The 25,528-nt window shown below is 63.9% G+C and carries 21 protein-coding genes; 1 reads left to right on the forward strand and 20 read right to left on the reverse strand.

Features of this window, described 5'->3' with window-relative positions; translation table 11 throughout:
- Positions 1–50 precede the first annotated feature (50 nt).
- The 17 genes from VNK82_10030 to VNK82_10110 form a co-directional block, all read right to left on the reverse strand.
- Complete coding sequence (locus VNK82_10030) at positions 51–677, reverse strand: hypothetical protein (GenBank protein HXE91287.1); 627 nt, start codon at positions 675–677, stop codon at positions 51–53.
- 225 nt (positions 678–902) lie between these two features.
- Positions 903–1,874: a hypothetical protein gene (locus VNK82_10035; protein ID HXE91288.1), complete on the reverse strand. Its 972-nt coding sequence runs from the start codon at positions 1,872–1,874 to the stop codon at positions 903–905.
- Positions 1,875–2,074: 200 nt separating this feature from the next.
- Positions 2,075–3,187 (reverse strand): hypothetical protein, encoded by a 1,113-nt coding sequence (locus VNK82_10040; GenBank protein HXE91289.1) that lies wholly within the window; start codon positions 3,185–3,187, stop codon positions 2,075–2,077.
- Positions 3,188–3,638: 451 nt separating this feature from the next.
- Positions 3,639–4,385, reverse strand: coding sequence for a hypothetical protein (locus tag VNK82_10045; GenBank protein ID HXE91290.1), 747 nt, complete (start codon positions 4,383–4,385; stop codon positions 3,639–3,641).
- 266 nt (positions 4,386–4,651) lie between these two features.
- Positions 4,652–5,932: a phage portal protein gene (locus VNK82_10050; protein HXE91291.1), complete on the reverse strand. Its 1,281-nt coding sequence runs from the start codon at positions 5,930–5,932 to the stop codon at positions 4,652–4,654.
- A gap of 91 nt (positions 5,933–6,023) precedes the next feature.
- On the reverse strand, positions 6,024–6,452 hold the full coding sequence (locus VNK82_10055) for a hypothetical protein (protein ID HXE91292.1): 429 nt from the start codon (positions 6,450–6,452) through the stop codon (positions 6,024–6,026).
- Positions 6,449–7,258 (reverse strand): DUF3037 domain-containing protein, encoded by an 810-nt coding sequence (locus VNK82_10060; protein ID HXE91293.1) that lies wholly within the window; start codon positions 7,256–7,258, stop codon positions 6,449–6,451. Before VNK82_10060 ends, VNK82_10055 begins: the two co-directional genes overlap by 4 nt.
- 189 nt (positions 7,259–7,447) lie before the next feature.
- A complete protein-coding gene (locus tag VNK82_10065; GenBank protein ID HXE91294.1) occupies positions 7,448–8,248 on the reverse strand; it encodes a HipA family kinase in 801 nt (266 codons plus the stop codon).
- Between the two features lie 141 nt (positions 8,249–8,389).
- Positions 8,390–9,919: a hypothetical protein gene (locus VNK82_10070; protein HXE91295.1), complete on the reverse strand. Its 1,530-nt coding sequence runs from the start codon at positions 9,917–9,919 to the stop codon at positions 8,390–8,392.
- A 215-nt stretch (positions 9,920–10,134) separates the two neighbouring features.
- The gene (locus VNK82_10075; protein ID HXE91296.1) at positions 10,135–11,370 is read right to left on the reverse strand and encodes a hypothetical protein; all 1,236 of its coding nucleotides are present in this window, start codon (positions 11,368–11,370) and stop codon (positions 10,135–10,137) included.
- On the reverse strand, positions 11,367–12,440 hold the full coding sequence (locus VNK82_10080) for a hypothetical protein (GenBank protein ID HXE91297.1): 1,074 nt from the start codon (positions 12,438–12,440) through the stop codon (positions 11,367–11,369). The genes VNK82_10075 and VNK82_10080 overlap by 4 nt, the downstream gene beginning before the upstream one ends.
- Complete coding sequence (locus VNK82_10085) at positions 12,437–15,715, reverse strand: right-handed parallel beta-helix repeat-containing protein (GenBank protein ID HXE91298.1); 3,279 nt, start codon at positions 15,713–15,715, stop codon at positions 12,437–12,439. The genes VNK82_10080 and VNK82_10085 overlap by 4 nt, the downstream gene beginning before the upstream one ends.
- Positions 15,716–15,895: 180 nt before the next feature.
- Positions 15,896–16,348 (reverse strand): dual specificity protein phosphatase, encoded by a 453-nt coding sequence (locus VNK82_10090; protein HXE91299.1) that lies wholly within the window; start codon positions 16,346–16,348, stop codon positions 15,896–15,898.
- 57 nt (positions 16,349–16,405) lie between these two features.
- Positions 16,406–16,717: a hypothetical protein gene (locus VNK82_10095; protein HXE91300.1), complete on the reverse strand. Its 312-nt coding sequence runs from the start codon at positions 16,715–16,717 to the stop codon at positions 16,406–16,408.
- A 231-nt stretch (positions 16,718–16,948) separates the two neighbouring features.
- A complete protein-coding gene (locus VNK82_10100) occupies positions 16,949–17,473 on the reverse strand; it encodes a hypothetical protein (GenBank protein ID HXE91301.1) in 525 nt (174 codons plus the stop codon).
- Complete coding sequence (locus VNK82_10105) at positions 17,470–17,646, reverse strand: hypothetical protein (GenBank protein HXE91302.1); 177 nt, start codon at positions 17,644–17,646, stop codon at positions 17,470–17,472. Before VNK82_10105 ends, VNK82_10100 begins: the two co-directional genes overlap by 4 nt.
- A 193-nt stretch (positions 17,647–17,839) precedes the next feature.
- Positions 17,840–18,061, reverse strand: a complete 222-nt coding sequence (locus VNK82_10110) for a hypothetical protein (GenBank protein HXE91303.1) — start codon at positions 18,059–18,061, stop codon at positions 17,840–17,842.
- Positions 18,062–18,196: 135 nt separating this feature from the next.
- Here VNK82_10110 and VNK82_10115 point away from each other — a divergent pair, with 135 nt between their 5' ends.
- Positions 18,197–18,913: an XRE family transcriptional regulator gene (locus VNK82_10115; protein ID HXE91304.1), complete on the forward strand. Its 717-nt coding sequence runs from the start codon at positions 18,197–18,199 to the stop codon at positions 18,911–18,913.
- 88 nt (positions 18,914–19,001) lie between these two features.
- Here VNK82_10115 and VNK82_10120 read toward each other — a convergent pair whose 3' ends face one another.
- The 3 genes from VNK82_10120 to VNK82_10130 form a co-directional block, all read right to left on the reverse strand.
- On the reverse strand, positions 19,002–19,349 hold the full coding sequence (locus VNK82_10120; protein HXE91305.1) for a hypothetical protein: 348 nt from the start codon (positions 19,347–19,349) through the stop codon (positions 19,002–19,004).
- Positions 19,350–19,485: 136 nt separating this feature from the next.
- Positions 19,486–21,180 (reverse strand): LysM peptidoglycan-binding domain-containing protein, encoded by a 1,695-nt coding sequence (locus tag VNK82_10125; GenBank protein ID HXE91306.1) that lies wholly within the window; start codon positions 21,178–21,180, stop codon positions 19,486–19,488.
- 444 nt (positions 21,181–21,624) lie between these two features.
- Positions 21,625–25,392, reverse strand: a complete 3,768-nt coding sequence (locus VNK82_10130; protein ID HXE91307.1) for a TonB-dependent receptor — start codon at positions 25,390–25,392, stop codon at positions 21,625–21,627.
- Positions 25,393–25,528 lie beyond the last annotated feature (136 nt).

The following is a 25,528-nucleotide window of genomic DNA, read 5'->3' on the forward strand; positions in this document are numbered from 1 at the left end:
GGATGCCGCCACGCCAGCCGGCGAGACGCTGGCGCTACCACGAAGTGGCGTCATCCCACCTTCTGGGCAACGTAGGGGGCGAGCCAGGCGCGGACGGCGGAGTCGATGAGCGTATCCGAAAAGTATTCCAGGTGCATGCGGTCGAGGTTGCCGGCGCGGACGTTGAGCGCGGGCGTGGCCTGAGCGTTGCGCACGATCTGCGCGCAGGCGAACTTGACGGCGTCGGGAATCGCCGGCAGGCCCGCGGTGTAAGTGATCTCGACCTCGTTGTAGGCGAGGCCGAGAGCGTTGGAAGGCAGGGTGAGCTCGCCGGTGTCGGCGTCGAAGTCGATGGCCGCCGGATCGATGGCCGTCCAGGTTCCGGGCAGTCCGAAGACGCGCGCGATGTCCTCGTTGGGCGAGGCGGGGTCGCCCTCGTCCCGGCGGGGCACGGCGTAACGGGCCCGGGCCGAGACGAGGGGCGACGTGGCAGGCTCAACGACCGCCAGGGGCAGGTAGGAGAGGCGGATGGTGTTGCGCCCGGCGCGGATGCGGAGCCGCTCGACGTACTGCGCCACCAGGAGCGAAGCGCGGCGGCAGTGGGCGTCTACGAGCGACGAAGCCGAGGCCACCCAGGCCGGCGGGGTTTTGGGCTCGAGACCGTAGGCGGAGTATTCGGAGGGAGAGAGGTACGTCATGGTGAGTTCTCAGTTCTCGGTTCTCAGTTCTCAGTAGCCAGTACCCAGTAGCCAGGTGTCAGGTCGCAGGTCTCAGGTCTCAGGAAGAAATCACGACGGATTGACCCATTGACGATTGATTCATTGACGATTGGGAGCCGGACCGAACGGAGTCGCGACGCCCGCACGTCAATGAATCAATGACTCAATGAGTCAATCGTCAACTTGAGTGCTGAGTGCTTGTTGCTACCGCGTCACGTTCACCTTGTAGTGGGCGTAGCTGGCGCCTTTGACCACGATGGCGCCGAACTTGACCACCACGAACTGCGAGGCGAGCGAGCCGGGCGTGCCGAGCTGGAACACGCGCGGGTTGGGATCGGTGAGCCAGTGGTACTCGATCATGTCCTCGCTGACGATGTAGGCGGGGAGCACGGCGGTACCGCTGCCCGGGGTGCCGGTGTAACCGAGCGTCCACTCGGGGATGAGCGGCAGGTCGCCGGCCTGAGTAGAGAGCGCCTTGACGCGCAAGCCGCCGGCGATCTCCGTGGTCGCGAGCACGACGTTGAACTGCGCTTTCATCTCGCGGTCGATCAAGTCGAGCAGCACGGGGTTAGCATAGATGGCGGTGGGCCGGACCTCGAAGCTGGAGTTGGAGACCATGAGGGCGACGGCCTCCTTGATCTTGTCCACGATGCTGTCGGAGAGGCCGACGGTGACCAGGTTGCCGCCGGCGGTAATCTGTCCGGTGGCGCCGAAGTACTGCAGCGTAGTGGGCGAGGTGAGCGAGGTGTCGTTGCCGTTCCACAGAGCGGAGTCGTGGGTGCGCATCAGGCCCTCGATGGAGTCGGCCAAGTCCTTGGCCTGCAGGAAGGCGAACTGCTGCTGCTGCGCGCCGACCTCGACGTCGAACAGCGAGTAGTCGATCTGCGAGACCAGCGCCTTGAGGGGCACGCTGCGCTCCACGCGGGTGGGCGAGCCGACCGTGGCCACGATGTTGCGCGGGTCCACGAAGGCCTGCGCCGCCGAGGGCGAGTTGATGGCCGTCTGCTCGAAGAAGCGTGAGGGGTGGCCGGTGGCGGGCACCTGCTTGATGCGCTGGCCGAAAGCGCCGCGGCGGCGCACGATGTCGGTGATCTCGGACTGGTAGCGGTTGACCTCGATGGCGCCGGGACCGAGGAAGTCCGCGGCCGCGTTCAGGTCGATGAAGTGTGCGGTCATGCTGGGAGTGTCCTTTCGCGAAAGGGGATGAACTTCGGCTGCCAGCCTCTAGCTGCTAGCTAGGAGCTAGAGGCGTGGGCAAATAAGGATGCTCGCGTCGCGCGTTCAGCCCGTAAGAGCGGCGGGCGCGCGGTCGCTCGCCCAGATCCTTCGCTCGGCAAGAAACACAGGCGCCTCGCTCAGGATGACAATCCTCAAGATCACTCGATGATGCCGGCGCGGGCCATCTGGCTTTTGACGGCGATGCGCTGCTCGAGGCTGAGGGAAGCGAGCGTCTTGTCGAGCGCGGCGGGGTCGATGGCCGAGTCGGCTTCGATGCCGTGCTTGGCCAGCAGCGAGCTGACCAGGGGCGGCAGGGTCTTGCGGCTGGCGGTGGCGGCCAGGCGTCCGGCCTGCGCCTGGAGGTCGGCGTTGGTGCGCTCGAGGTCGGCGATGCGCTGCTCGAGCACGCGGCGGAAGGCGGCTTCGCCGTCTTCGACGGCGGCCACGATGCGCTCCACCTGTGCGTTGAGCGACTGCTGGCGCTGGCCGAGTTCGTCCTGATGCTGCTCGAGACGGCCGGCTGCGGCCGAAAGAGCCTCGGCGGCCGCGGCCAGGCGCTCGGTGGTGGCGATGAGTTGCTGAAGGTTCTGCTGGTTCATGTCTGCGCTTTCTCCTGGAAGCAGCGTCGCAATCATGTCGGCCAGCTCGGAGGGATCCTCTTCCCCGGCGGAGAGCCGGCGAGACGACGCTGCGGTGATGAGTTCGATGGAAGTGTTCTGGTAGGCGGCCTTGGAGCGCCGCAGAATGGCCGCACCGGTGAACGTGACCTGGGTGAGGACCCAGACGGCGGCCCGCGTGTCGGCGACGCGGGCATCCGCAATCTCGTAAGAGAGGCCAAGAGAACCCGAGGCGGCGCGGAGTTCGCGGATGACTTCGGGGAAGTCGCGGGCGAAGAGGTAACCGGAGATGTGTAGCGCCAGCGTCTCGCTGGCACTCTCGGCAGGTTCTTCGCCTTGGGCGGGAGCAGGCTGCCCCCGCGACAGCCGGCGAGACGCCGGCGCTACGAAGGCCTCGGTGATCACGCCGACCTTGCGGCGGGCGTCGTGGCCGTCGAGCGAGGGCCGGTAGCCCAGACCCATGCCGAGGAGCGACGACAGCGCAGCTTCGGCGGCGGCGCGGGTGAGCACCACGCGATGCCCGCGCGCGCCCGCAGGCGGACGGTCCGAAGGAACGTCCAGCAGCGTGAGCACGCCGCGGAAGGGAGCACGGTTGGGATGGTTGCCAACAGGCGGTCCATTTCCTACAGCCAACAGCTGAATCGATTCAACCATGTGGTAGACCCCAGAGGACGCAAGAAAAGGCGGCCGTGGATAGCCGCCTTGGGGACTGCTAGATGTGGAATGTACTAGGGAGGAATTCCCAGCACGTATGCAAGCGCTGCCTCAACCTTGGCCATGGCCGTAGGAGTCAACCTAGCTAGGCGCACATCGGTCCCTAGTCGAACTGTGCTTAGGACCCGGACCTGCTCAATCAACGCGACACCAGGCTGACATCCGCGAGTGCCCGGTTCGTTGATAATGTCGGATGGCCCAACCAGAATGCGGTGTGCGTTTTGCTTTTGAATGTTACTTGAGAGCGGAACTCCAATGACTATGGGCAGAACCGAGTTCAGGGCATCAATAGATACGATGATGTACGGCCTGGGCTTGTCCTGCTCGCTGCCACGCACCTCGCGGGTGTGAACATCAACCCAGAAGATGTCCCCGCGCTTTGGTGAGGGCATCAGAGTTCATCGGGCAAACAATCGATCTCGCGTGTTGAGGCGACCGCCAATACCTCATCCTCCTCGTCCCAAGAAGCATCGGCAAATCCAAGCGTCGGCTCCGGGCTCTCATGCCGCTGCCGCGCAGAAGCGTATGCTTCCAAGGACAGCTCCCTTAGGTCATAAAGGATTTTGGCGGAAACTGCAGGATGTAGTTTCGTTCCTTGCTCAAGGGCGAGCCTTAGACAATCAAGATGAAATAGAGCACACGCAAAACACAACACTCCTCTACGACGTAGCTCTCGCGTCGCATCCGTCAACGGTTGGGCATTGGCATTCATACGCCGGACCAAGAGGTATGTTCGTTCAAGCGTCGCAATCGTGAAATGAATCACTGCAGCAGCCTCAGTGCCGAACTGATCTGATGCCGTCCCAAACGTCCTTTGCATTCCTTCAAAGCTCTGGCGGGCAAGGTCCTGGTGGACATGCCGTTCGGTGGTTCCCATCACGATGCTGGCTGCGGCGTTCATTAGATTCGCATAATGGCCAAACGTCTCGCTCCTAAGCGCCTCGAACTCCTCGGCAGAGCGGGCATGCAATAGCGGCGTGAGCTGTGCGTCGATTTCCTTCCTTAGCCGCAGCACGACGTGTGCGAGGTTCGAGCTTAAGCGCGTCGCGAATGCCTCTTGCGGTAGGGCGCCGAAGCTAATCGGTGGGACGCGAGAGACAATCTTCTCCAGGTCGAATCGAACGCACGCAGCACTCATAAGGTTCCGCCAGACCGGTCAGTCCGGTTTGTCAAGGGTTCAACCGAATAGATTCTGCTTGGCCCCAAAAGGCTGCATGACCCCCAAGCGGGGGAGAGCGATATTGAGAATATCTTATCCCGTGGGTTGGGGACCAAGAAAAAACTAACCGGGCGAACCTTGCAGCAAACGGTACATCTGGCCGATTGGGCGGCGCACAGCGCTAAGCCAAAGGTAACATTGCAGTTATCGGAGCCCGCAAAGGTGCAGTGTGCCGATTACAAAAGTCACTCGGTGCGTGTGTCAAAGGCTCCGCTCTTCGTAAGCGGCAACTGCAGGCTGAGCACCGAAGGCTGGCGGCTGATGTCGGCGGCGCTCAGTTCGGGCAGGCCGCGGAGGCGGCGGACTTCGTTGACGGTCAGCACGCCGTTGCGCAGCAGGATCTCCTGGATCTCGGCCTCTTCCCTTTCGTTGCGGACCTCGGCGTCAATGAACGTGAACTCGAGGTCGTCCCAGCCCAGCTTCTTGGCAATGGCGTCGCGAGTGAGGTGCTCGGCGAACAGGCGCGCGGTGGGCACAATGGCGCAGCGGAAAGCGAGGTCGTTGAGTTCGGCGGCGGTGGAGCGGTTGACGTCGTTTTCCAGGCCGAGGAGCAGCGGCGGCAGGTCGAAGGCGTCGGCGATGACGCGCAGCAAGAGCTCCTGCCAGCGCAGGCGAAGGTCGTCGTCGTTACCGGCGCCGAAGCGCAGCACTTCCGGGCGATGCTCGACGGAGAGAATGGGGACGCGGCCGGTGCCTTCGATCTCGTCCTGCCACCAGCGAATGAGCCGCTCCTGGTGCGCGGGCGTGAGCTCCTGCAACCAGAGCGCATACTGCACCACCGAGTTCGAGGCCAGGCGCGCGGCGTAACGGTGCGCGCCGAGAAAGGCGTTGATGGTTTCAAACGCCACCTCGAGGCGGCCAAGGCCGAAGGGCGTGTGCGTGCGCGGGTTCAGGCGGATGTAGATGAGCTCGTCGTCGTTGAGGTCGATGTGGGCCTCGGGGCCGAAGCGGCCGGTGGCCTGCGCGTAACGCGGCGAGTCGGGACGGCCGTCCCAATCGGGACGCAGGCGGATGGTGGCGCCATCGACCGGCCATAGGACCAGCGGGCGTTCTGGATCGGCGGTGCGCTGCACTTCGATGGCGCCGAAGCCGCCGACAATGACGTCTTCGAGGACCTGCTCGGCGAGCGAGCGGAAACTGTCGTCGGGATTGGGGGCGTCGAAGTTGTCGGACAGCACGCGCAGGCGGCGGGCGCCTTCGGGAAGATCGTCGAGCGAGCGGCCGTTGCGCGGCTGGATGCGCCAGCGCATGCCGGCAACGCGGTCCTTGATGGTGTTGATGGCCTTGCGCGCCACCGGCGTCTCGGCAAAACGGCGCAGGTTGTGCGGCGTGGCCTTGGGAAGACGCTCGGGGCGGGGTCCGTGCGCGGAAAGGACTGAGGGCACGGGCAGCGTGCGGCGGGCTTCGGGCGCGCGAGCGCCGGCGATGCGGCGCAGAGCGCCGCGGAGGAGTGATGGGATGTTCATAGTCTTGATTTCGCCGCGGATTGACGCGGATGGACGCGGATCAAAAAACTGTTTTCACCACGGAGACACGGAGGCACGGAGACGAGCCAGCTCAGAACAGACGCAAGGGCATGATGGAGAGCCAGAGGCCGAAAACCAGCAACGCCGCCAAGACGAGCAGGATCCGTCCGGGGCCCTTGCCTGCGATGGCGACCAGCAGGGCGGCGAACAGCGGAATCATAGCCGCGCCGGAAAAACGGTCGTAAAGGCTGCGGTTGCTGTAGCGGAATTCCACGAAGAACTCCGCCAGGTACATTAGGAAACTGATGGAGGCGCCGAGGTAGCCGAGGAACAGCACCTTTCGCCGCCAGGTTGAACCCCTCGCTTCTGAAGACGCCTTTTGCGGGCGAGACGCCCGCACGACAGCCGCCGAGTCGGCGGCGCTACGAGGGCGGAGGAGGCGGTACCAGCCGAAGCCGAGCAGGGCGGCGGCCAGCAGATGGAACATCCAGGGCACGAGATCGAAGCCGAGGCCGGTCATCCGACGCGCAGATCCTTTCGGGCGCGCTCGGCGATCTCGGGGAGCGCGGCGGTGGTCGCGACCGTGATGCGGGCCTGAGCGAGGACGTCGAGCGCGTAGGCGACGGGCTCGCTGGCGCGTTCGAGGTCGTTTTCGACCACGGCGGTCAACTCGGCCTGTGCATTTTCCAGACGCGCGATGCCTTCCGCAACCTGCGGGAAGCTGAAGGCCAGGAGCTTGGCGGAGTTCGGGTCAGCCTGGAGCGAGAGCGCGTGGAACATCTTCACCACACCGTTGGGCTGGTAGCCGCAGTCGATGACCAGCGGGTCGCCGGGGCGAGTGTATTTCGCGGCGGCGATCTTCTTGCGCATCATTGGCCAGACGCCGGCCTGCTCGAAGGCCGCCTGCATGCGCCGGAAGATGCGCGAGCGGGCGGCGGGCTCGCGGGCAGCAGCCACGCGCCGCGGCGACTCGAGGTACATCTCCACCAGGCGCGCGAGCTCCTGGGCGGGTGATTCGGCTTCGAGCGCCTTGGAGGGCGAGAGTTGCAGGGAGCCCGAGAGCGAGTCTTTCAGGCGCGCCACCAGGGCTTCGCGGTCGGCAGCGTTCGAGAGCTTCGAGCGCAACTCGGTCTCGAGGGCCTCGAGCATCTCGAGGTCGGCGTCGGGGTCGAGGCAGCGCAGGCGGCGCCAGTCGCGGGCGAACTGGACGCCAGCGAATCCGCCGGAGGCTTCCAGCAGGACGACGCCGACGTTAACGAACTCGTCCTTCACCGCGTCCGGGACGTAGCGGAGGAGGAAGAATTCGAATTGCTTGGACTCAGCCACGGATCTCCACGGATGCACACGGATAGAAGATCATTTCACCACGGAGACACGGAGGCACGGAGAAAAGCGACAAAAGCTCACCACAAAGGACACGAAGGCGGACACGAAGGACACAACCACAGACAAAGTCCGCAATGTGAACGGGATCAATCATCTGAAATCTCCGTGTCTCTGTGTCTCCGTGGTGAATCATTCTTTCCACTCCGGGAACGGGTTGCGCGAGGAGCGGCGGAAGTCGGCGATGAGCTGGCGCACGCGGGGCCGGCGCCGGACGAGTTCCGCGACAAGCTTCTCCATCGCTTCCCAGTCTCCTTCATACCACTCGGGCGGGATTTCGGATGCCAGTTCGCCCAGAGCCGCCGAGTCCAGGGCCTCTAGGCGCGAGAGCCAGGGCTCGAGCGATTCCCAGCCGCGGATGCCGGCGTACACGGCATTCGAGGCGTGGACGCCGCGCAAGGGCGAATCCGGAAAGCTCCATTCGCCGGCGTTGAAACAGTAGCCCTGGTCGATGAAGCTGACCGTGTACTTGCGTTGGCGCGGCGCGCGCCAATAGACCGCCTGGCGGCCGTTGGCGTTGCAGGTCCACTTGTCCAGCGCCAGCACGCCAGCGAAGGCATCCAGGTTGCGAACTTTTTCCAGCAGCACCTCCGGCAGATAGTCGAAAACCTGTCCCGCCGCGGGATCCACCGCGTAACGCGAACCGAATTGTAGTCCCGGTCGGCAGGGCAACGCCTTCCCGGAGAGCTGCACGGTCAGGTCCGGGGTGTGGGCGATGAGCCATTGCGAGACCTCGATGACGGCGGGCACGGGCACCGGCAAGCCCAGCCGTTCCGCCAGCCGTGTAGCAAGCAATTCGTTGGCCAGAACCCGCAGATGCTGCGGGTTGTTCTGGAACTTGACTACGTAGAAGTGGCCGTCGGAGGCGCGCATGAGGTGCGCCTGCGCGCCGCCACGCAGCCGGCGGACGTGTTGGACGGCGTGGAGAGGCAAGCGGCGGATTGTAAGAAAGCGATAAGCAATAAGCAATTAGCACTTAGCAGTTAGCACTTAGCCCCGCAGGCCCACTGCTGAGTCCATCTCCGAAGGTGCAGTGGCTAAATGCTAAGTGCTGATTGCCAACTGCTGCCTCTCTTACCGTTCCGGGAGGGCGGCGAGCGCGAGATTCCCGGAGTGGGAATCGAGGCCGGGCAGCTCACTGCGGACGGCGAGGGCGATGGCCATGGCCAGGACGCAGTCGTCGTTCGCGCCGGAGAGGGCGCCGGCCGAACCCTCGGGGCGGCGGACGAAGGTGCGACACTCCTCCAGCAGGCGCCGGCTGGAGAACAGATCGGGCGCTACCGCAAGCACCGCGCCCAGATTCTCAATCATGGGCGGACGGGTGAGAGCGGAGGTGAGCCAGCCCAGATTGTTTCCCTTCTGGTACAGGTGATGATAGCGCTCCGCCATCTGCAGATAGGCGAGCACTGCGTGGCCGTGGTTGTTGCGCTCGACGGCGACCAGCGCCTGGTTGTATTCCCGGGCGAGGGCGGCGACGCGCGCGGCCAGCTCGGCGGGCGGGAAGTGTCCGCGAAGTTCGGCGCATTGCAGGGCTTTTTCCCGCTCGATGACCTGGGCGCAGGCGTAATCGCCTTCGACGCCGCCGCCGGCCGGATCGACGCCGAGGATGTACTGACGTCCGGAGACCGGCGGCCAGAAAATCTGCAGGCGGCCGCTGTCGCGCGATTCGGCGGGCTCAGGACACTCCGCCAGGCGGCGCTCGACCACTCCCAGATCGAAGACGCACTGGCGCGAAGCGAGGAAGCAGGAATGCGGGTCTTCGGCGAACTCCTGCGGCGCGAGCGCGCGGAAGTTGGAGCGCAGATCGCGACGATAAGCGATCTGGCCGGGCCGGAGACCGAAGCGCTCGATGAGTTCCTGCTCTTCGGGCGTGAGCGGGCCGGGGTCGATGACTTCTTTCGTATAGCCCGGCTCCCACCACCAGGGAAAGAAGTGGCGGGCGTAGCCGGTTTCCTCGGCGCGCTGCCATTCGTCGTAGAAAACGGAGCCGGCGCCGGCGGGCGTGGATTCGAGCACGATCTCGCCGGCGGGCGGCACGGCGGCGCGCAGGGAAGCCAGGGTTTCCGCCGCCGGGCCGGGCCAGCGGGCCACCTCCGATCCGTGGAGATGACGGATGGTGAGCCCGCGACCGGCGTTGGGGTCCGCCGCGGTCTCCACGCGGTACTCGCTGTCGAGCGCGGGGAAGACGATCTGGCGGACGTTGGCGCGCGAAGTGCGCAGCGCGCCCACGCGCAACCGCGGAGGCAGGTTCGCCAGGAAGCGGTGCACGATGCGGAAGATCTCTTCGGCCGAAGTCTGGTCGTGGGCCACCTGGACCGCAACCGTACCCGGGCGGGTGATGACGCTCAGGAAGTTGCGGGCAGCGATCCAGGTGGTGATGCCCATCTGGCGCGCCTTGAGCACCAGGTTGCGAGCAGCGGCCGCGCGTTCGTACTCCTGCTGCACGCGGTTGGCGGCGAGCGGCACCAGCCTGCCGTCCTTGTTGCGGACGTGAAGAAGGAGTCCGATCAGGCGCGCGCGCATGGCCGGCTGTTCTTCCAGACGACGGCCGGCGGCGAGCAGGGCGTCGAGGTCCTCGTGATACCAGGGTTTGGTTGCGGTCATGTCTTGCTTGCGGTGTTGGCGGTGTCGCCCGCTGCGCGGGCTGAGTTCTCTTATCCAAGCCAACCCAGCCCTTGCGGGCTGGGCTAATCTGTGGCGGCCCTCCGGGCCTTCGCGAGCGGCGACGATGGGGGTGCCGCCCGAAGCGGAGCTTCCCTATGCCAGGACACTGTTGTTCGGGTGGAGATTCCCCGCTGCGCTGGGAATGAAAAACACTTTCACCAGCGAACGACGCGCGGCAGCGTGGCAGGGCCAAGGGGAGGCGCGGCGGCCTCGATCCACTCTACATACCCCCACAGCCCCGTGACGCGGTTGCTGTGTGCGCTGCGATTGGTGTAGCCGATGTCGTAGCTCGCCACCGTGGCCTTGGATTTCGTTCCCAGGTCCACCACCAGATGACTAGCCGTGGTCATCATGGCCCAAGTGTCAGCGGTGCCGTCGCAGCCAACCCCAGTGTCAGGCCCGGAGCTTTGTGTGCCGCCATCATCCCAGATGTCCACGCGGCAGAGGCGAGTGCCCGTGGAGCCGGAAGCGCCGAAGCGGGCCACCAGGTCCATCAGGATCATGTCGGCGTCGGAGGGAATCTCAGAGCCGAGCGTGATGTTGAAACGGTCGGCGGTTCCGGAAGTCCCGATGGTGTTGTAGCCGGAGAGATCATCTGGCGTTCCAGGCATGTCGTCCACGCAGTCGGTGTTCGTCGTCGCTGAGCAGTTGGCCCCGGTCTTGGTCCAAGCCACGGTATCGTCGCTCGTAGGCTCGATGAGAAAGAGCTTGCCCGGCCCGGTCCAGGAGTTCTGGAAAGTGCCGTTGGCATCGTTGACGGCCACATCGTCGAAGAAGCAGGTGGCTGTCGTGGTGTCCACCAGGCCGAACACCCAGTCCTGCACGTCGGTAGCCAGCGTGTCCTCGTTGGTGATGGAAAGGGTCTCCAGCGGCGTGGTGTTTCCGTCCTCATAGATTCGCACTTCCATCTCTCCGCCGGTGTCGGCGAGCAGATGCCGGGCCTCCAGCCGATACCAGGTGTTGGTGGAAAGCGCCTGCGACCCTGTTTGCTCTGTGGCGGTGACATTGTTCCTCAGCCGGATGACGTTCGACGTATTGACGAAGCGCACCGACATGGAAATCGCACCCGCCCCCGTGCGCCGCGTGCTCATCAACTCCGTCACAGTGTTGGGGAAGGTGGAGCAGCGGAAGTACACCCGCATGAAGAAGGTGCCGCTGGTCACCGCCGCCGACCGCTGCCTGCGCACCCAGCGCACACTGCTCGAAGGGGCGGCTTGAATAGCGTAGGTCCCGGAATGCACCGTTGTGGTCTGAAAGGTAGGCGCAGTAGTCGAAGTCCCGGTCCACTCCGTCGTCGTGAAGTCATTGGTCTCAAAGCCGGAGGTGAACAGGCGGTCCGCGAAGGCCGGGCAGGCGACGATCAGTATCAGGAACAGAAGGGCGCGCTTCATTTGCACTTCTCCAGATTGCGGTAATTGCCCGTCCAGTAGTTCTTGTAGAAGACTTCGCCTAGGGCCGCATTGGGCAGGGTGATGGTCCCACCGCCTGAGGAAGCGTCGCTGCCGGTCTGGTTCCACTGCACCTGTGTCGAACTGGGAATGGCCGTCACATCGAAGTTGGTGCCGTTGAAGCTGGCATCGGTGACACCACTCACGTCGATGTTTACGCTGTCGCTGCCCATCTGGTGCGCTGCCGAAGTCGTAGCAGTCACTACATTCGAGGAGCGGGAGATGGTAGAGATGGCCTTGTTAGAACCTATCTCCCATGTCGATACTCCCAGAAAGTCACAGCGCTCTGAACTGTGGTTGCCGCCCATCGACGAATGCGTCAATCCATCGGTCGCCAGAACTCCGTCCACGTAAACCTCGGCAAAGCCTGTCCCATTGCGCCGAATGTAGTGGATTGCATAGGTCTTCCACGTATCGCCAGGCAGGGGATCGAGAACCGGATCGTTGTCGCCACAGGACCCGGATTCGCACTGTTGCTCTAGAATCCCTTCGACCGAAGAGCCGCAGTTGATTTCCGGGCCGGACACCAGAACGTCCCAGTTGCCCTCTACGGTGCCGGTACAATTGCCCTGCGAACGGAAGATTTTTATCTGTCCGTTGGAGCATGACTGTCCGCGCAGAGTGTCCAGGACGGCCTGAGGGACGTAGGCTTGGAAGCAGACCCAGTGGTCTCCGTTCAGGTCCGGGCGCGTGGGTCCTTGGGGCAGGACGGAAGCATTGTTATACCGCAGCCGGGCGCGGGCGAACCCGGCATTGTTCTGTGTGAAGGCGCGCAGACAGTTGCCGCCCCCCGGACAGGACGTGGTGATCTCAATATTGTGATTAGCGTCACAGGCCGTGCTGCAACTGGCGCTAAACGCTCCCAGGCTGGAGGAGAAGTCGTTCTCATAGAAGGTGCGCTTGGGCACGGCTTCTCCGCCGCTCACTGAGCCTCCGCCCACGCTGACCTGACCTTCGAGCAGCAGGCCGGTTCCCAAGATGACAAGCGTCAGGATGGCAGCCAGGGCCCTCACATCGCCCTCCGCGCCGTTCCTTCAATGGCCAACACCTGAAGAACTCCCGTGTAGGCATCGCTGGCATCGCCGCCAAGCCTTTGCAAACGAAAGATGACGGTCTCGTTGGCCGCGCAGCCCGTCGTGGTGATGTTGCTGAAGGTCAGGGTCTTGCGCTGCCCCGCAGTCGTCGGCCCCGCTCCCGTTGCGCTGGTAGTAGTCGTGAAGGTCGGGTTCAGCAAGTCTTCGTCGTTGCCCACGCAGGCTTGCGCCGGTTGCAGGACTATATTGTTCGTCGAACTCGTGTCGCCGGTGTAGGTTATCTTCAAATCCACGGCGGTGGCGGATGCCCAGTCCGCAGGGAATTGCCAATGCCAGTAAGCGGTCGAGGTTGCGGCGTCCGCGAAGGTCAGGACGCCGTAACGCGGTCCCGATCCGATGCAGGCTTTCCCTGCCGCGCCCGAGGTCGGCAGGTCCAGCGCTGAGCCAGCCGTTGTGCCATCGCATCCCCCTGCTGCCCAGTAGAGCTTCGAGGGCAGCGTCACCGTGTTCCCCGTCCCTTCGGCATCGAGCGAGACATTGGTCACGGTGCCAGAAGAGTCGATGCGCGTGGTCCCGCCGGTCTGAAGGGCGGTAGTGGCATTGACCGTGGGCGCGACGACGCTTGTGCCGAAGTATCCGGTTCGGGGGCGGTTGGCACCGCTGGCCCCGATGTCGTTGGCGTTGTCCGTTGCGAACAGCAGATCGGCGCTGCCCAGTGTCACGCTCTGTGAGCCGAAGGCCAGCGTGGGATCGGTCGCTCCGGCATCAAAGGTCCAGGTGAAGCTAGACGCGTTGCCGAAGGTGACGGAGCGAATATCGGTGGTCACAATCTTGCCCGTGATGTCATCAGGCGTCGAGGCGGTGTTCAGCGCCCACTTCACCGGAACATCGTTGCCGGTGATGGAGCCGTCGAGCAGGTTGGCGTCCGTGGCCGGGCTTCCGTTTACGGAGATGGCGTCCCCTCCACCCCCGGCTCCGCCATCATCATCCGAGCAGACGATCTGGTCGCTGGCATTGATGGTCAGCGCACCACCGTTGACGTTCCCGGAACAATTGCCGGTGATGTTCCATCCAGGGACGTAATCGGCAGTAAGGTTCACAGTCTGCCGGAGGCCGAAGTAATTGCTCTTGTCCGGGTCATACCAGCGGACTTCGCTGCCCGTGACCAGGTTGGTCCTCCGCCCCACTTCCTTCCACGGCACTCCCTGGTGCGTCTTGACCAATTGGATGGTGTCGCCGTTGCTCAGCGCCCGGCTCACCCCGCCCTGCAACTGGATGTTAGCGTTGTCTGCGATGGTGGTGAAGGAATCGCTGGCGTGGATAGTGACGACCTGGCCCAGGTAGCCCCCTTGCAAGTCGGTGATAGTGGTCGGGGCGTTGTTCGCCGTGATCCAGACGTCCGAACCGGCAACTGAAGGGGTAGCCGAGTTCAGGGCCAGCACAGGAATGGCCTCGGTGTTGTCCGAGCGCGACTGCGGGATGACCTTGCCTGAACCGAGGTCGAAGTTCCTACCGATGGCGACACGGGTGCCTGCCCCGTCCACTCCGTAGGAAGTCGGCAATTCCATCGCCTCGACCAGGAAGTTCCCGATGGTGACGTTGCCGTCGGTCCAGTTGTCCACCGCCAGACCGCCGCCCACGACGATGCCGTAGTCCGAGCGGTCGTTTGCGCCAGTCAGCGAACGAACGGTGTTGTTGGTGACGTAGATGCGCGTCTTGTTGACTAGTGCGATGCCCGCCCACGGGCCGGACACTCCCAGGGTCTTGCCCACGCCGTTGAAGCCGAAGCCGTCGATTAGGTTCCCGTGGACGAACAGGTCCTGCGTCGAACTTCCGCCCAGCACGATGCCCTGGCCGTAGCAGCGATAGAGCGAGTTCTTGGCCACGACGACGCGGATCGCCCCGATGCTCTGGCCTAGCTGGATACAGGGGTTATTCTGCGTCCCGGAGAACTGTCCGGCGTCGCGGATGGTGTTGCCGGAGATGATGTTCCAGCCCGTCTGTACGGTGTTGTTCTCGATAGAGATGGCCGCGTTCTTGGTCGCCTCGAAGGTGTTGTCAGAGATGAGCGAGTTCATCCCGGCGAACTCCACGCCGAAGTTGCCCATCTTGTAGAAGTGGTTGCCCGCGATAATGGCGTCCGACACGCCGCCCGAGAAGGCGTTGATGCCGTCCCAGGAACCGTTGACGAAGCGGTTGTTGCGGGCCTGGTTGTTGCGCGACTGCGGCTCGCCGTTCACGTTGCCGCCGGAGAAGTTGATGCCCGCGCCGCCCAGCTTCTCGAACAGGACGTTGCTGACGCTGGAGTTGGAGAGCGAGGCGGTGGCCGCAAGCGGCCCGAACAGGATGCCGTAGGTCGGTCCTTGCGCGTCGCATCCGGTGACCGGGGAGCCCTGAGGGTTCTCCCCGGCGAACTTGAAGTCGCTAAGGTGGACGTTCTCAATCGAGGCTGATTCGTTCCCGGCTTTGATGTAGGAGAACTTCGTGCTGGCGCAGCCCCAGGTGGTGACGTGCAGAACGGTCTCGTCGCCCGCACCCTCGATGGTGACGTTGCTGGAGGTGATGGAGATGGCGGGCGAACTGCCGCTGACGGCCAGTTCATAGGTCGCCGCCCCCAGCAGGAGCTTAACTGGCTTATTGATGGTAATGGTAGAGGAGATGGTCTGCGAACCCTCGAGGCCGCGGGCGTCGGCGACGCCCCCAGAGGAAGGAAGGGCAGCGATGCAGGCCGCAATCTTGGCTCCAGCGTCGGCTCCGGAGAACGCATCGCAGAGGCGGATGTTGTGGAAGCTGGTGTTGGTGGTGGTGATGTTGGCGATGGCGTTATCCACGTACTGCCTGGAAGCCACCTGCATGGCCACACCCGAGGGCACAATGCTGGCGCGCACCGCGGCGATGGTGGTGGGCGAGAGGGCGGGCACGCTCCAGAGCTCCTCGCTGGTGGAGCGATCGTCCAGTTGGTAGACGACGCGGTAGAAGCTGCCCGGGGGCGTAGCGCCTTCGTTGGGAACCAGGCTGACGTTGAGCGTGCCGCCGGGACCGAGCGCGACGCTCCTGGAGCCGGCGGCCACGGCGTTTCCTTGCGCCGTTTCGAAGGCCGGCCAGGTGATGAAAAGAGTGCCGCTCGCCGGCGTGCCGTCCGCGCGATAGACCACGTCGATGATGGCGGTGGTCGCGGGGCCCTGGGCCCGCAGCGGCGGCATGAGTCCGGCGGCGAGGGCGATGGAGATGAGGCAGTAGAGAAATCGCTTCATGGCGGTTGGCGGTTGGCTCTTGGCTGTTAGTTGTTGGCTCTTGGCGGTTGGCAGTGAGCAAACAGCACTTAGCATTTAGCCCCAGAACGGTGCAGTGCCGCCTTGAAAGAGCATGCATTTCTCAACAGGACGACACGGACGGTTCGGGGCGACGTGCCAAATGCTAACTGCCCAATGCCGCTATTTTTCTGCTTGGGCGTAATCGCGGACGAAGTTCTCGACGCTTTCCACGTAGACATCGGCAAAGTCGACGACCGGGCGGCGGACCTGGATGAGCTCGAGGGCGTCCTCCAATTCCCAGCCCATGGCCCGCAGCAGCGCCAGGGCCATCATGGGAGCGCGGTGGATGCCGGCAGCGCAGTGGATGAGCAGGCGGGCTTCGGGCGCGTCGAGGGCCCGCAGGGCAAACTCGACGCCGCGCTGGAAGACTTCCGGCGGCTTGGGCTGGAAGTCGTCTTCCATGGGGTTCCACAGCACGTCGACGCCGAAGGGTTCGGCGAGCAGGGTGTCGTCGAACTCGATCTGCATGTCGATGATGTGGGTGACGCCCTGACGAACGACCTCGATCATGCGCCGCTCGTCCCAGATAGCGCCGCCGACCGCGATGCGGTCGGTCACCCAGGTCAGGTCCATTGGATCAGCTCGCGTCCGGCGGCGTGGGCCGCGGAAGAACCGCGAACCGATTCTACCCTATGCGTCCGCGGACGCAGCCGGCGGCCGGACTTCTTCGACGGTGAGCTTCTCCAGACGGTTGAGAAGGATCTCCGCCAGCGAAGGGCCGGCGGCTTCCGGCGGCAGCACTCCAGGAGCAAGGCCGGCGAACTCGAACAGGAAGCGGGCGTGCTGGTGGCTGGTCTGCGATTGCTCGGCGAGACCGGCGATGATCCCGGGCAGGGCGCGCAACACCTGCTGCTGGGCGGCCTGGAGCGCCTCCTGGGGCGAGATGGGCGCGACCGGGGCGGGCGGCGGCAACGACGCGGCTTCCGCAGCCTTGCCGTTCATGCTTCCGTTCTTGTGTTTTCCGTTTTTGTGTCTCATCGGATGTTCGGGAGCGTGCATGTGCACGCGGTCGGCGAAAATGTGTCGCGGGGTTGCCCGCGAGCCAGCCGGCGAGACGCCGGCGCTACCAGGCAGAACGGGCGCCCCGGCCAGGGCGCCCGTTTTCCCTTTGCTCACTATCTAAGTTCAGAATAGCAAATTCGGGGGGACCATTGGGACACATTGAGCAAATTTTTATTTACCGTCTTTGCTAGGAGTTACGGTCAAAGTGACATTTTTTGGCTCTTGACAAGTTTTGGAGCGCGGCTGGGAAGCCTCCTCCACGTGCCCGGCCAGAGGCCGAAGCAACCCCAGATCGAGGAGGATTGCCGTGAGTTCGTCGAGGGCATCGGGATAGCGACGTGTGACCGTACGGCGGTCGCAGCCGAGCAGCACGGCGGTCTCATCACCCGTATATTCCTGAAAGACGATGCGGGCGATGAGCTGCCGGGAAAGCTTGTCCAACCGCTCCAGGCAGACTTCCATGTCATGCACGAAGATGACCAGGTCCTCGAAGGTTGGAACGCAGAGAGTGGTGACGCTGGAGCGGAAGAATTCACGGCCGAGGAGGGACGGAAGGCGACCGAGCTCCAGGGAAAGCCGATAGTAACGGCGCAGCAGTTCCAGCGTGCGCTCGCGGTACAGACGGAGTTCGGCGGGCGGGCAGACCACGCGTGCCCGCAGCGCACGGCTGCGGGAGGGCATGAGGCGGCGGCTCATCGCGGCCTCCAGTCGCCGGGCACGCGCTCGCGCCTGGAGATCCCGGCCATTCGCTTCCGGCAGCGCTCGCAATAGGGAACGCTCTCGTTGCTGGGGCGCATCCACAGGGCCCCACAGGCTTCGCAGTACTTGGGCTCGAGCACGACGCTCTGCCCTTCTTCGACTTGCGGCATCGTTTCCTCCAAAGCAAAAAAGCCCTGCCTCCAACCCGCGGGCGCGGGATGGAAGCAGGGCTCGTTGATGTTGCGACGACCTGCCGGACTATTCAGTTGTCAGGGGTCAGTGATCAGTGGTCAGAAACTTTCAGCTCTTGGCTCTTCGCTTTTGGCTTTTGGCTGAAGACTGACGGCTGAGTACTGATTGCGTTCAAGGAATCATGCGGTCGTCCTTCTTTCGCGTGAAGTAGCCCTCCTCGTAGCCGGACTTGAGGACGCGTCCGTTCTGGACCACGACGCTGAGCCGGCCGGTGAAGCCGAGGGCGGCGAGCAGGCGCTCGGTGGAGGCGGAGAGCATCTCCGAGTCGCGCACCTTGCGGCGGAACTCGAGGAAGGCCTGCTCCTGGTGGGCCGAAGGAGGGTGAGGGGTCATGGGACTTGCTTCTCCGAACTGTGTGTTATACAAATCTTGATGTTTATATCTCCACGGGACGCCCCTTGTCAAGCATTTTATTTTCTTTCCGGAGAAGCACTTGCATTCCATATAGCGATTTGATATAAAAAACGCATGAAATTCAAGGCTCTGCAGGAAAACCTCCGCAAGGCGCTGTGGAAACGGATCGAGGCCGGCGAGCTGACCGGGCTGAAGCTGGCCAAGCAGACCGGCTTCCAGCAAGCGCACATTTCCAACTTCCTCAACCGGAAGCGGTCTTTGAGCCTGGACGGCATGGACCGCGTGCTGGCGGCACAGCACATGTCGGTGCTGGACCTGCTGGATCCGGACGAGATCAACAAGCGGGCGTCGATCGTACCGCCGAGCGAGGACGAGTTCGAGAACGTGCTGCTGGTGGAGGGCACGGTGGCCGCGGGCGAGCCGCTGATCACGCAGGAGAACGTGAAGGAAATCCTGAAGTTCAAGAAGAACTTCCTGCGGCGGCTGCGGCCGGAGATGGAATCGCCGCGGGACGACTGGCATCGCTTCGTGCTGGTGAAGGTGGACGCGCGCGAGGGGATGAGCATGTACCCGCGGCTGCTGCCGGACGCCATGGTGCTGATCGACCGCCACTACAATTCGCTGAAGCCCTACCGCAAGAACGAGCGCAACATGTACGCGGTAAAGAAAGAAGGCGGATGCACCATCAAGTACGTGGAGCAGGCCGACGGCCACCTGGTGCTGCGCCCGGAGAACCCAGCCTATCCGGTGGACGTGCTGCCGATCGAGGAAGGCACGAGCCATGCGGATTACATCGTGGGCCGGGTGTGCCACGTGTCCATCGAGGCGTAAGCGGAAACCTGCTACGATGAAAAGCCGAAAGCCGCGGCGCGCGCCGCGGCTTCTTCGTTGCTGACGGCGGCAACCGGCAGCGGACCGGTCAGCGCTTCTTCTTTTTCTTCTTATCTTTCTTTTTCTTCTTTTTGTCTTTCTTTTTCTTCTTTTTGTCTTTCTTCTTCTTCTTCTTGTCCTTCTTCTTGTCTTTCTTCTTTTTGGCTTTCTTGGCAGCCTGCTTCTTCTTTTTCACCGGCGCTTTTTTCGGCGGGGCGGCGGGCGGAGGAGGAATGGCGGCCGCCGGAGCGGGCAATTCGGCTTCGCCGGTCATCTCATCCATTTCTTCTTCTTCTTCCTCTTCGTACTCCTCATCGAGGTCGCCGTAGTCGGGCTCACCGAAGTCATCCATTTCGTCATTGTCGCCAGCGTAGAGGGTTTCGTCGTCGAAGTTCATGTTTCCTCCGAAATGTGGCCCAACTGCAGCGGACCGGAAGCGACCTGCCGGGCACGCGGTTGGCAATCTCTCCGAGGTTGGATGCGCCCGGAGCAGGCGCGGATTATAGCAACAGAAAGAGGGGTGTCAAATCCAGCTAGGGCCCGGTACGGACAATGAGCGTGTCGCCGGGGTAGAGCCGGGAAGAGGTGAGGCCATTGGCACGCTGCAGCTCGGCCACCGTGGTGCCATAGGTGGAGGCGATGCTGTAGAGGGTCTCGCCGGAGCGGACGGTGTGCACGTGCTGTCCCGGCTTACCGGTTAACTGCCCATTCTTGCGGGACTTAGTGGTGAGAGTCGCGGTTTCACGGTAGTCCACCGCGACCGGGCGATAGATGCGCAAGAACTGGCCGCGGCGCACATGGTTGCCGCGCAAACGGTTCCACTGGCGGAGTTTTTCCAAAGGAACGCCGAAGTCATCGGCGATCGACATCAGGGTATCGCCCTGGCGGACTTTGTAGCGCACCGGCCGCTTGGAATAAACCATGCCCTCCATGTCGCCGGGCAGCCGCTTGCCGGGCGTGACCGGAATGACCAGCTTGGCATCGGCGTACAGCGAGTCGCCGGTGAGGTTGTTGACCTTGGCGATGGCGTCGGTGGTGGTGCGGTACTTGCGGGCGATGGCGGACAAGGATTCACCCCGGGCCACCTTGTGGTAGCGCCACCACACCCGCATGTCGCGCGGGATGGCCGCCATGGCCTGCTCGAAAGTCTCTTTGGTCCCCCAGGGCAGGCGCAATTCGAAAGCGCCCTCGCGCGGCGTGGTCATGCGCAGCAGGGCGGGATTGAGGTCCTGCAGGATGCTGACGGGGACATCGAGGGCCTCGGCGGCCAAGCGGAGATCGAGAGGGTAATCCACCGTCACGCGCTCCACCGCCAGGGGCTGGGCTTCCATGGGCTGGAAGCCGTAGGCCTCAGGATTCTTGGCGATGATCATGACCGCCAGGATGATGGGCACGTAGTTCTTGGTCTCGCGGGGCAGGACGTCGCGCTTGTAGAGCTCCCAGAAGTCGGCGTAGCCGGTGCGTTCCACGCCCCGCTGCACGTTGAGCGGACCGGAGTTATAGGCGGCGATGGCCAGATGCCAGTCGCCGAACTGCTCGTAGAGATCACGCAGATGGCGGGCGGCGGCGCGGGTGGCCTTTTCCGGATCCTGCCGTTCATCGATCCACCAGTTGCGCTTCAGGCCATACTCGGTGGCGCGGGCGGCCATAAACTGCCACATGCCCCGGGCGCCGGCACGCGAGACGGCCAGGGGATGGAACCCGGACTCCGCCTGCGCCACATAGATGAGGTCCTGTGGCACACCCTCTTCCCGCAGAATGCGCAGGATGGTCTCCCGGTACCGGGCCGCGCGCTCCCAGGAATACTGCATGGTATTGCGGCCCTTATTGGTGTTCGTGAAGTACTGCAGGTAGCTGGCGACCAGATCATTCATCACCAGCGGGATATCGGAGATGGTGGTGCGCAGCCCGGCCTCGGCCCGGGCGCGCAGATTGGGGTCCACCGGGAAGGTGACTTCGCTGGCTTCATCGATGGGGGCGGGTTCGGAGCGCTGCTCGGTGAAGCCGTCGCCCTGCTTGAGGGCTTCCATCTCCAGGCGGTTCACGCCGTCCACGATGCGCTGGAACTCCTGCTCCAGGCGGCGGTCCGAGCGGGCGTTGACCGGGCCGGTGAGCAGCAGGTCGAAGGCGCGGTCGAAGTGGGCGCGGGCCGTCTCCAGGTGGCCGGCAGCGTATTCCGCCTGGCCGTCCTGGTACTCCTTGCGGACGCGGACCAGCAAGCTTTCCACGGGATCGACGCGCGGTGCGGGTGGCTCCTGAGCCTTGGGGACAGGTTTGGTGGCTGGCACGGTCGGTGGTGTAGCTGCAGCCAGGGTGGGCGCCTGTGCGCTCGGAGGAGGAGCTACGGAGGCACGCCCGGAGCCCGCGGTTTCACAACCGGCGCTCAGCAGGACGAGCGCGAGGAGGACCGCGATGAAGACGAACCGTCTATGAATACCCATATCCTCTGGACCGACAGGGGATTAGACGCCCGAGCTGCGCAAGCGTCTTCAGAGGCTGGTGAATCGTACTATGCGTTTGCGAAGTGGGTCAACGGAACCAGGGGCCAGTGTACTGCCGGAGTCACCCCTTGTTTCGGCACCAAGCGACCTCGGCCGACTCCTTCGGCCGATTTCGTGATGAGAACAAGAGGGGTCCCGGCGTTGCCACCGGGACCCCGTTGCTTCACCCCCTTACCAGGAAAGCTTGAGCGCGAACTGGAACTGCCGCGGATCGAAGGCGGAGGTAGGCGTTCCCGCCTCGGAGAAGAGCACGTTGACGTCAGCGACGTTGAAGCGGTTGGGCAGGTTGAAGATGTCGGTGATGAAGTCGAGCTTTACGCGCTCGGAGACGTGGAAGCGGCGCGCCAGGCGGAGGTCGGTGAAGACGGTGTAGGGACGGGTTCCGGCGTTGCGTCCGGTGTTCCCGACCAGGGGCAGAGTGGCCCCGTTATCCAGGAAGTTGCCGTCGATCCAGCAGGCCGGGATGAACGCTCCAGCCGTGGAGAACTGCGACGGCACGGCGGTGTCGCCGCACAGGTTGGTGGTACCGGGGGCAACCTGCAGCGGACGGTCGGTGTTGGAACCGAAATCGAAGTTGCGGTCGCTGCCGGTAAGGATCAGGAACGGGCGCCCGGAGCTGATCTCGAGGATGGGCGCCACGGTCCAATCACTGAAGAATTTGGACCAGAATCCGTCGCCGGAGAGCTTGCCGGTCTGATAAACGCCACTGAAGACGAAGCGATGACGCTGGTCGAAGGTGGAGTTGGAGCGCTCCAGGTCCGGACGGCGGGTATCCTGCGGCTGCAGCAGCGACTGCAGGTCGGTGGAATCGTCGATGGCGTGCGACCAGGTGTAGGACGCCAGGAACTCGTACTTGCGGCTGAAGCGCTTCTTCAGGTTGACGGTCAGGCCGTGGTAGACGGAGCTGCCGCTGGAGACGTTGGAGTTCATGAAGTTGAAGGGAATCGGGATACAGTCTCCGGGAGTCAACGGGTCGCAGGACGCTCCGTCGGCCCCCAGGCCCAGGCCGAACTCGGCCATCACCAGCGCGGCCAGCGGCAGGCAGGGAGCCAGAGGGGGAAATGCGGCCAGCGAGGGATTCAACCCGGAAGAGCGGAAGAAGCTGACCAGGGCCGCAGGAACAAAAGGACGTCCCAGTGGATCGATCCCGCAGGTGTTGACCTGGACGGGCAGGGTTGCGGCCGTAGCCGCGCCGGCCGCCACGGCCCGTTCCCAGTTGGCGATCAAGGCTTCCGAATTCACGAAGTTGATGTCGATGGAGCGGTTCAGATGCCGCCCGCCCACGAAGTTGTAGTTCAGGCTCAGGGCGAAATCTCCGCCGAGGTCGCGTTCGATGGAAGCGCTCGCCTGGTTGGCGTACCCGTACTTGAATCGGCTGCTGATGGGGAACCCGAAGGGCTGTACCGCGAGCGGCACGCCGGCCGTGAGGTAGTTCTGGTTGAAGAAGAGCGAGTTGGTGTTCAGGTCCTCGAAGCGCGCCTCCGACTGGATGTAGTTGATGCCGCTGAGCACGGCGGGAGGGACACAGTTGGGCAAGGCCAGCGTCCCCTGCCACACATTGGTAGCGTTCAGGTTGAGCGGGTTGGCGATGCCGGCGCCCGTGCAGGGGCTGCCGCCAAACAGGATGATGCCCGGCGCCTGGGCGCCGTCTGCCACCTGGGAAAGGAAGGCCAGTCCCACCAGCGGGTGATCGTAGAACAGCCCGTAGCTGGCCCGGAATACGGTCTTGCCGTCCTTCCAGGGATCCCAGGCAATCCCGATGCGGGGAGCGACGTTGTTGGTATCCATCGGAATGCCCTGGGTGATGTTGAGCGCTCGCTGGGCCTCCTCCGCCAGCGAGTTCAGGGCGGCTTCTTCCGGCGTCCACTCCACGTCGTAGCGAACCCCGATGTTCAAGGTGAAGTTGGACTTGATGCGCCACGAATCCTGCAAGAAAACACCCAGCGAGGTGATGGCCTCGGAATAATGGGGATCGCCTATCTGCTGAATGAAGACCTGCGGGATGCCGAGCCCGTAGGCCTGCACGGGCGAGAACGAGGGGAAGCCGGCGAAGGCGGTCGAGAGCGAAGTGGCGCTGAGGGAGCCGATGTTGTACAGGCCGCCGAAGTTCACCGTGAAGTCGGCATCCACGGGCACACGATTCACGTCGGCCCCGAACTTGATGTTGTGATTGCCCTTCAGGATGGAGAAGTTGTCCGTGAACTGGTAGCGTTTCTCGACGCGGTCGGCAAACGAGAAAGGCTCACGACCGAAGAAGGCGAATCCCGGGATGTTGAAGGCCACCTGGCCGCCGTCGGGATTGGTTCCCGAGTCGCCCGGCGCGGGCGGCGGCGTATCCCCCTGGCGCGAGAAGGTGTAGAGCAGGCCGCGGCGCGCGAACTGGAAGCGGAACTCGTTCACCTTGTTGTTGCCGATCAGCCAGGTGTGCTGCGCGGTGACGTTGACGTCACGAAAGTCCTGCGCCGAAGTCCGGGAAAACGCGTTCTGCCCGAAGTTCTGGTTCTGCGCGTTCACCTGGATGCCGGTCACCGAACTGGGGCTCACGTTCACGCGCAGCAGGGCCGTCTGATTGGCGTTGAAGCGGTGGTCCAGACGCATGGCCACGACCGTGGTTCCCTCGGAAATGGGATAGTTGCCGACCAGCGTTTGCAGCGGCACGAAGTCCGGATTGAGCGGAATGCCGGTGGAGGCGAAGCACGCGCCCGGCACCGCCGTGGGCAGCACGCACCCGGTTCCCAGCGCAGCCGTGGGCCAGGCGCCGTTGATCGCGGCACCCGCGGCTCGCGCGGCCAGCGCCACGTAGTTGAACATGGCGATCTGCGCCGGGATGGTCTGGAACGCCGGATTGCTGTTCCGGGCTTGCAGGCCGATGACCTGGTCGGGAGTCAGTTGCACGGTGCCGAAGGGGCACGGGAACGCCGGGGTCGGAACCCCGCCGACCAGCGTTCGGCAGGTGAGCGCCGAGGAATCAAAATCCACCAGCCCGAAGTTGTTGGAACCGATAGTCGAGAAGCCGCTTTCCTGGCGGCGCGTCGTCTCGTAGGAGAAGAAGAAAAAGGTCTTGTCCTTCTTGATCGGGCCGCCCAGGGTCGCCCCCGCCTGTACGCGCGTGAAGGCCGGGTTCTCCACGGTGGTGAAGGGATTGTCGGCCTGGATGTCGCGATGACGCAGATAGCCGAACAGGTTGCCGTGCAGCGAGTTGGTGCCCGAGCGGGTGATGATGTTCACCACGCCGCCGGAAGCGCGGCCATACTCCGCGTTGTAGCTGTTGGTGATGATCTGGAACTCCTGCACGGCTTCCTGGGAAACCGTGGAGCGGATGCCGTTGACCGAGTTGTCCACGGCGTCGGCGCCATCCACGTTGACCAGGTTGGAGCGGGCACGCTGGCCGCCGAAATTCAGCCCCGAAGTCGGGGCCACACCGATGCTGGGCGCAGTGTCGCGCTTCACCTGTGAGTTGGTGAGGGTGAAATTGATGTAGTTACGCCCATTGATGGGGAGGTTCTCAATGCTCTGCTGCAGAATGGTGGTCGAGCCCGAGCTGCGCGTGGTTTCCACCAGTTCGGTCTCGGCGCTGACCTCCACAACCGCCTCGGTGCCGGCCACCTTGAGCGAGACCGGCCGCTCGGCGGATTGTCCGATGGTCAGGACGACGCCGGTGTACACCAGCTTGGCAAAGCCCTTGGCCTCGACCGTCAGGGTGTAACTCGCGGGCGGCACCAGCAGGAACTGGTACGCGCCCTCGTCATCTGTGATGGTGGTGCGTTCGAAGGCCCGCGCCTCGTCACGCAGCGTCACGCGAGCTCCGGCAACCACAGCGCCGTTCGGGTCAGTCACCGTCCCGGAAAGGTCGGCGGTGGCAACCCCTTGTGCCCAGAGCTGTGTGGCCCCAAGCGCGAGCAGCAGAAACAGGCAGGCAAACCTGGCAGCAATCCTCATCGCCCTCACCCCTCAGCTTCCCGGTGAACCACGCCCCAGGCTTTTGCAGCACGGGAAGCGGGCACGTTGTACATCAGAAGCAGACGAAAAGGCAAGCGAGACAAGGGGATGGCAGGGACGACAGGAACCACGCGGA

Source organism: Terriglobales bacterium, assembly GCA_035573675.1.
GTDB lineage: Bacteria > Acidobacteriota > Terriglobia > Terriglobales > Acidobacteriaceae > DATMAB01.

Coding starts and splice junctions, on each gene's coding strand:
- VNK82_10030 (HXE91287.1), bottom strand. CDS start 677: ATGACGTACCTCTCTCCCTCCGAATACTCCGCCTACGGTCTCGAGCCC.
- VNK82_10035 (HXE91288.1), bottom strand. CDS start 1,874: ATGACCGCACACTTCATCGACCTGAACGCGGCCGCGGACTTCCTCGGT.
- VNK82_10040 (HXE91289.1), bottom strand. CDS start 3,187: ATGGTTGAATCGATTCAGCTGTTGGCTGTAGGAAATGGACCGCCTGTT.
- VNK82_10045 (HXE91290.1), bottom strand. CDS start 4,385: ATGAGTGCTGCGTGCGTTCGATTCGACCTGGAGAAGATTGTCTCTCGC.
- VNK82_10050 (HXE91291.1), bottom strand. CDS start 5,932: ATGAACATCCCATCACTCCTCCGCGGCGCTCTGCGCCGCATCGCCGGC.
- VNK82_10055 (HXE91292.1), bottom strand. CDS start 6,452: ATGACCGGCCTCGGCTTCGATCTCGTGCCCTGGATGTTCCATCTGCTG.
- VNK82_10070 (HXE91295.1), bottom strand. CDS start 9,919: ATGACCGCAACCAAACCCTGGTATCACGAGGACCTCGACGCCCTGCTC.
- VNK82_10075 (HXE91296.1), bottom strand. CDS start 11,370: ATGAAGCGCGCCCTTCTGTTCCTGATACTGATCGTCGCCTGCCCGGCC.
- VNK82_10085 (HXE91298.1), bottom strand. CDS start 15,715: ATGAAGCGATTTCTCTACTGCCTCATCTCCATCGCCCTCGCCGCCGGA.
- VNK82_10090 (HXE91299.1), bottom strand. CDS start 16,348: ATGGACCTGACCTGGGTGACCGACCGCATCGCGGTCGGCGGCGCTATC.
- VNK82_10095 (HXE91300.1), bottom strand. CDS start 16,717: ATGAACGGCAAGGCTGCGGAAGCCGCGTCGTTGCCGCCGCCCGCCCCG.
- VNK82_10100 (HXE91301.1), bottom strand. CDS start 17,473: ATGAGCCGCCGCCTCATGCCCTCCCGCAGCCGTGCGCTGCGGGCACGC.
- VNK82_10105 (HXE91302.1), bottom strand. CDS start 17,646: ATGCCGCAAGTCGAAGAAGGGCAGAGCGTCGTGCTCGAGCCCAAGTAC.
- VNK82_10110 (HXE91303.1), bottom strand. CDS start 18,061: ATGACCCCTCACCCTCCTTCGGCCCACCAGGAGCAGGCCTTCCTCGAG.
- VNK82_10115 (HXE91304.1), top strand. CDS start 18,197: ATGAAATTCAAGGCTCTGCAGGAAAACCTCCGCAAGGCGCTGTGGAAA.
- VNK82_10120 (HXE91305.1), bottom strand. CDS start 19,349: ATGAACTTCGACGACGAAACCCTCTACGCTGGCGACAATGACGAAATG.
- VNK82_10130 (HXE91307.1), bottom strand. CDS start 25,392: ATGAGGATTGCTGCCAGGTTTGCCTGCCTGTTTCTGCTGCTCGCGCTT.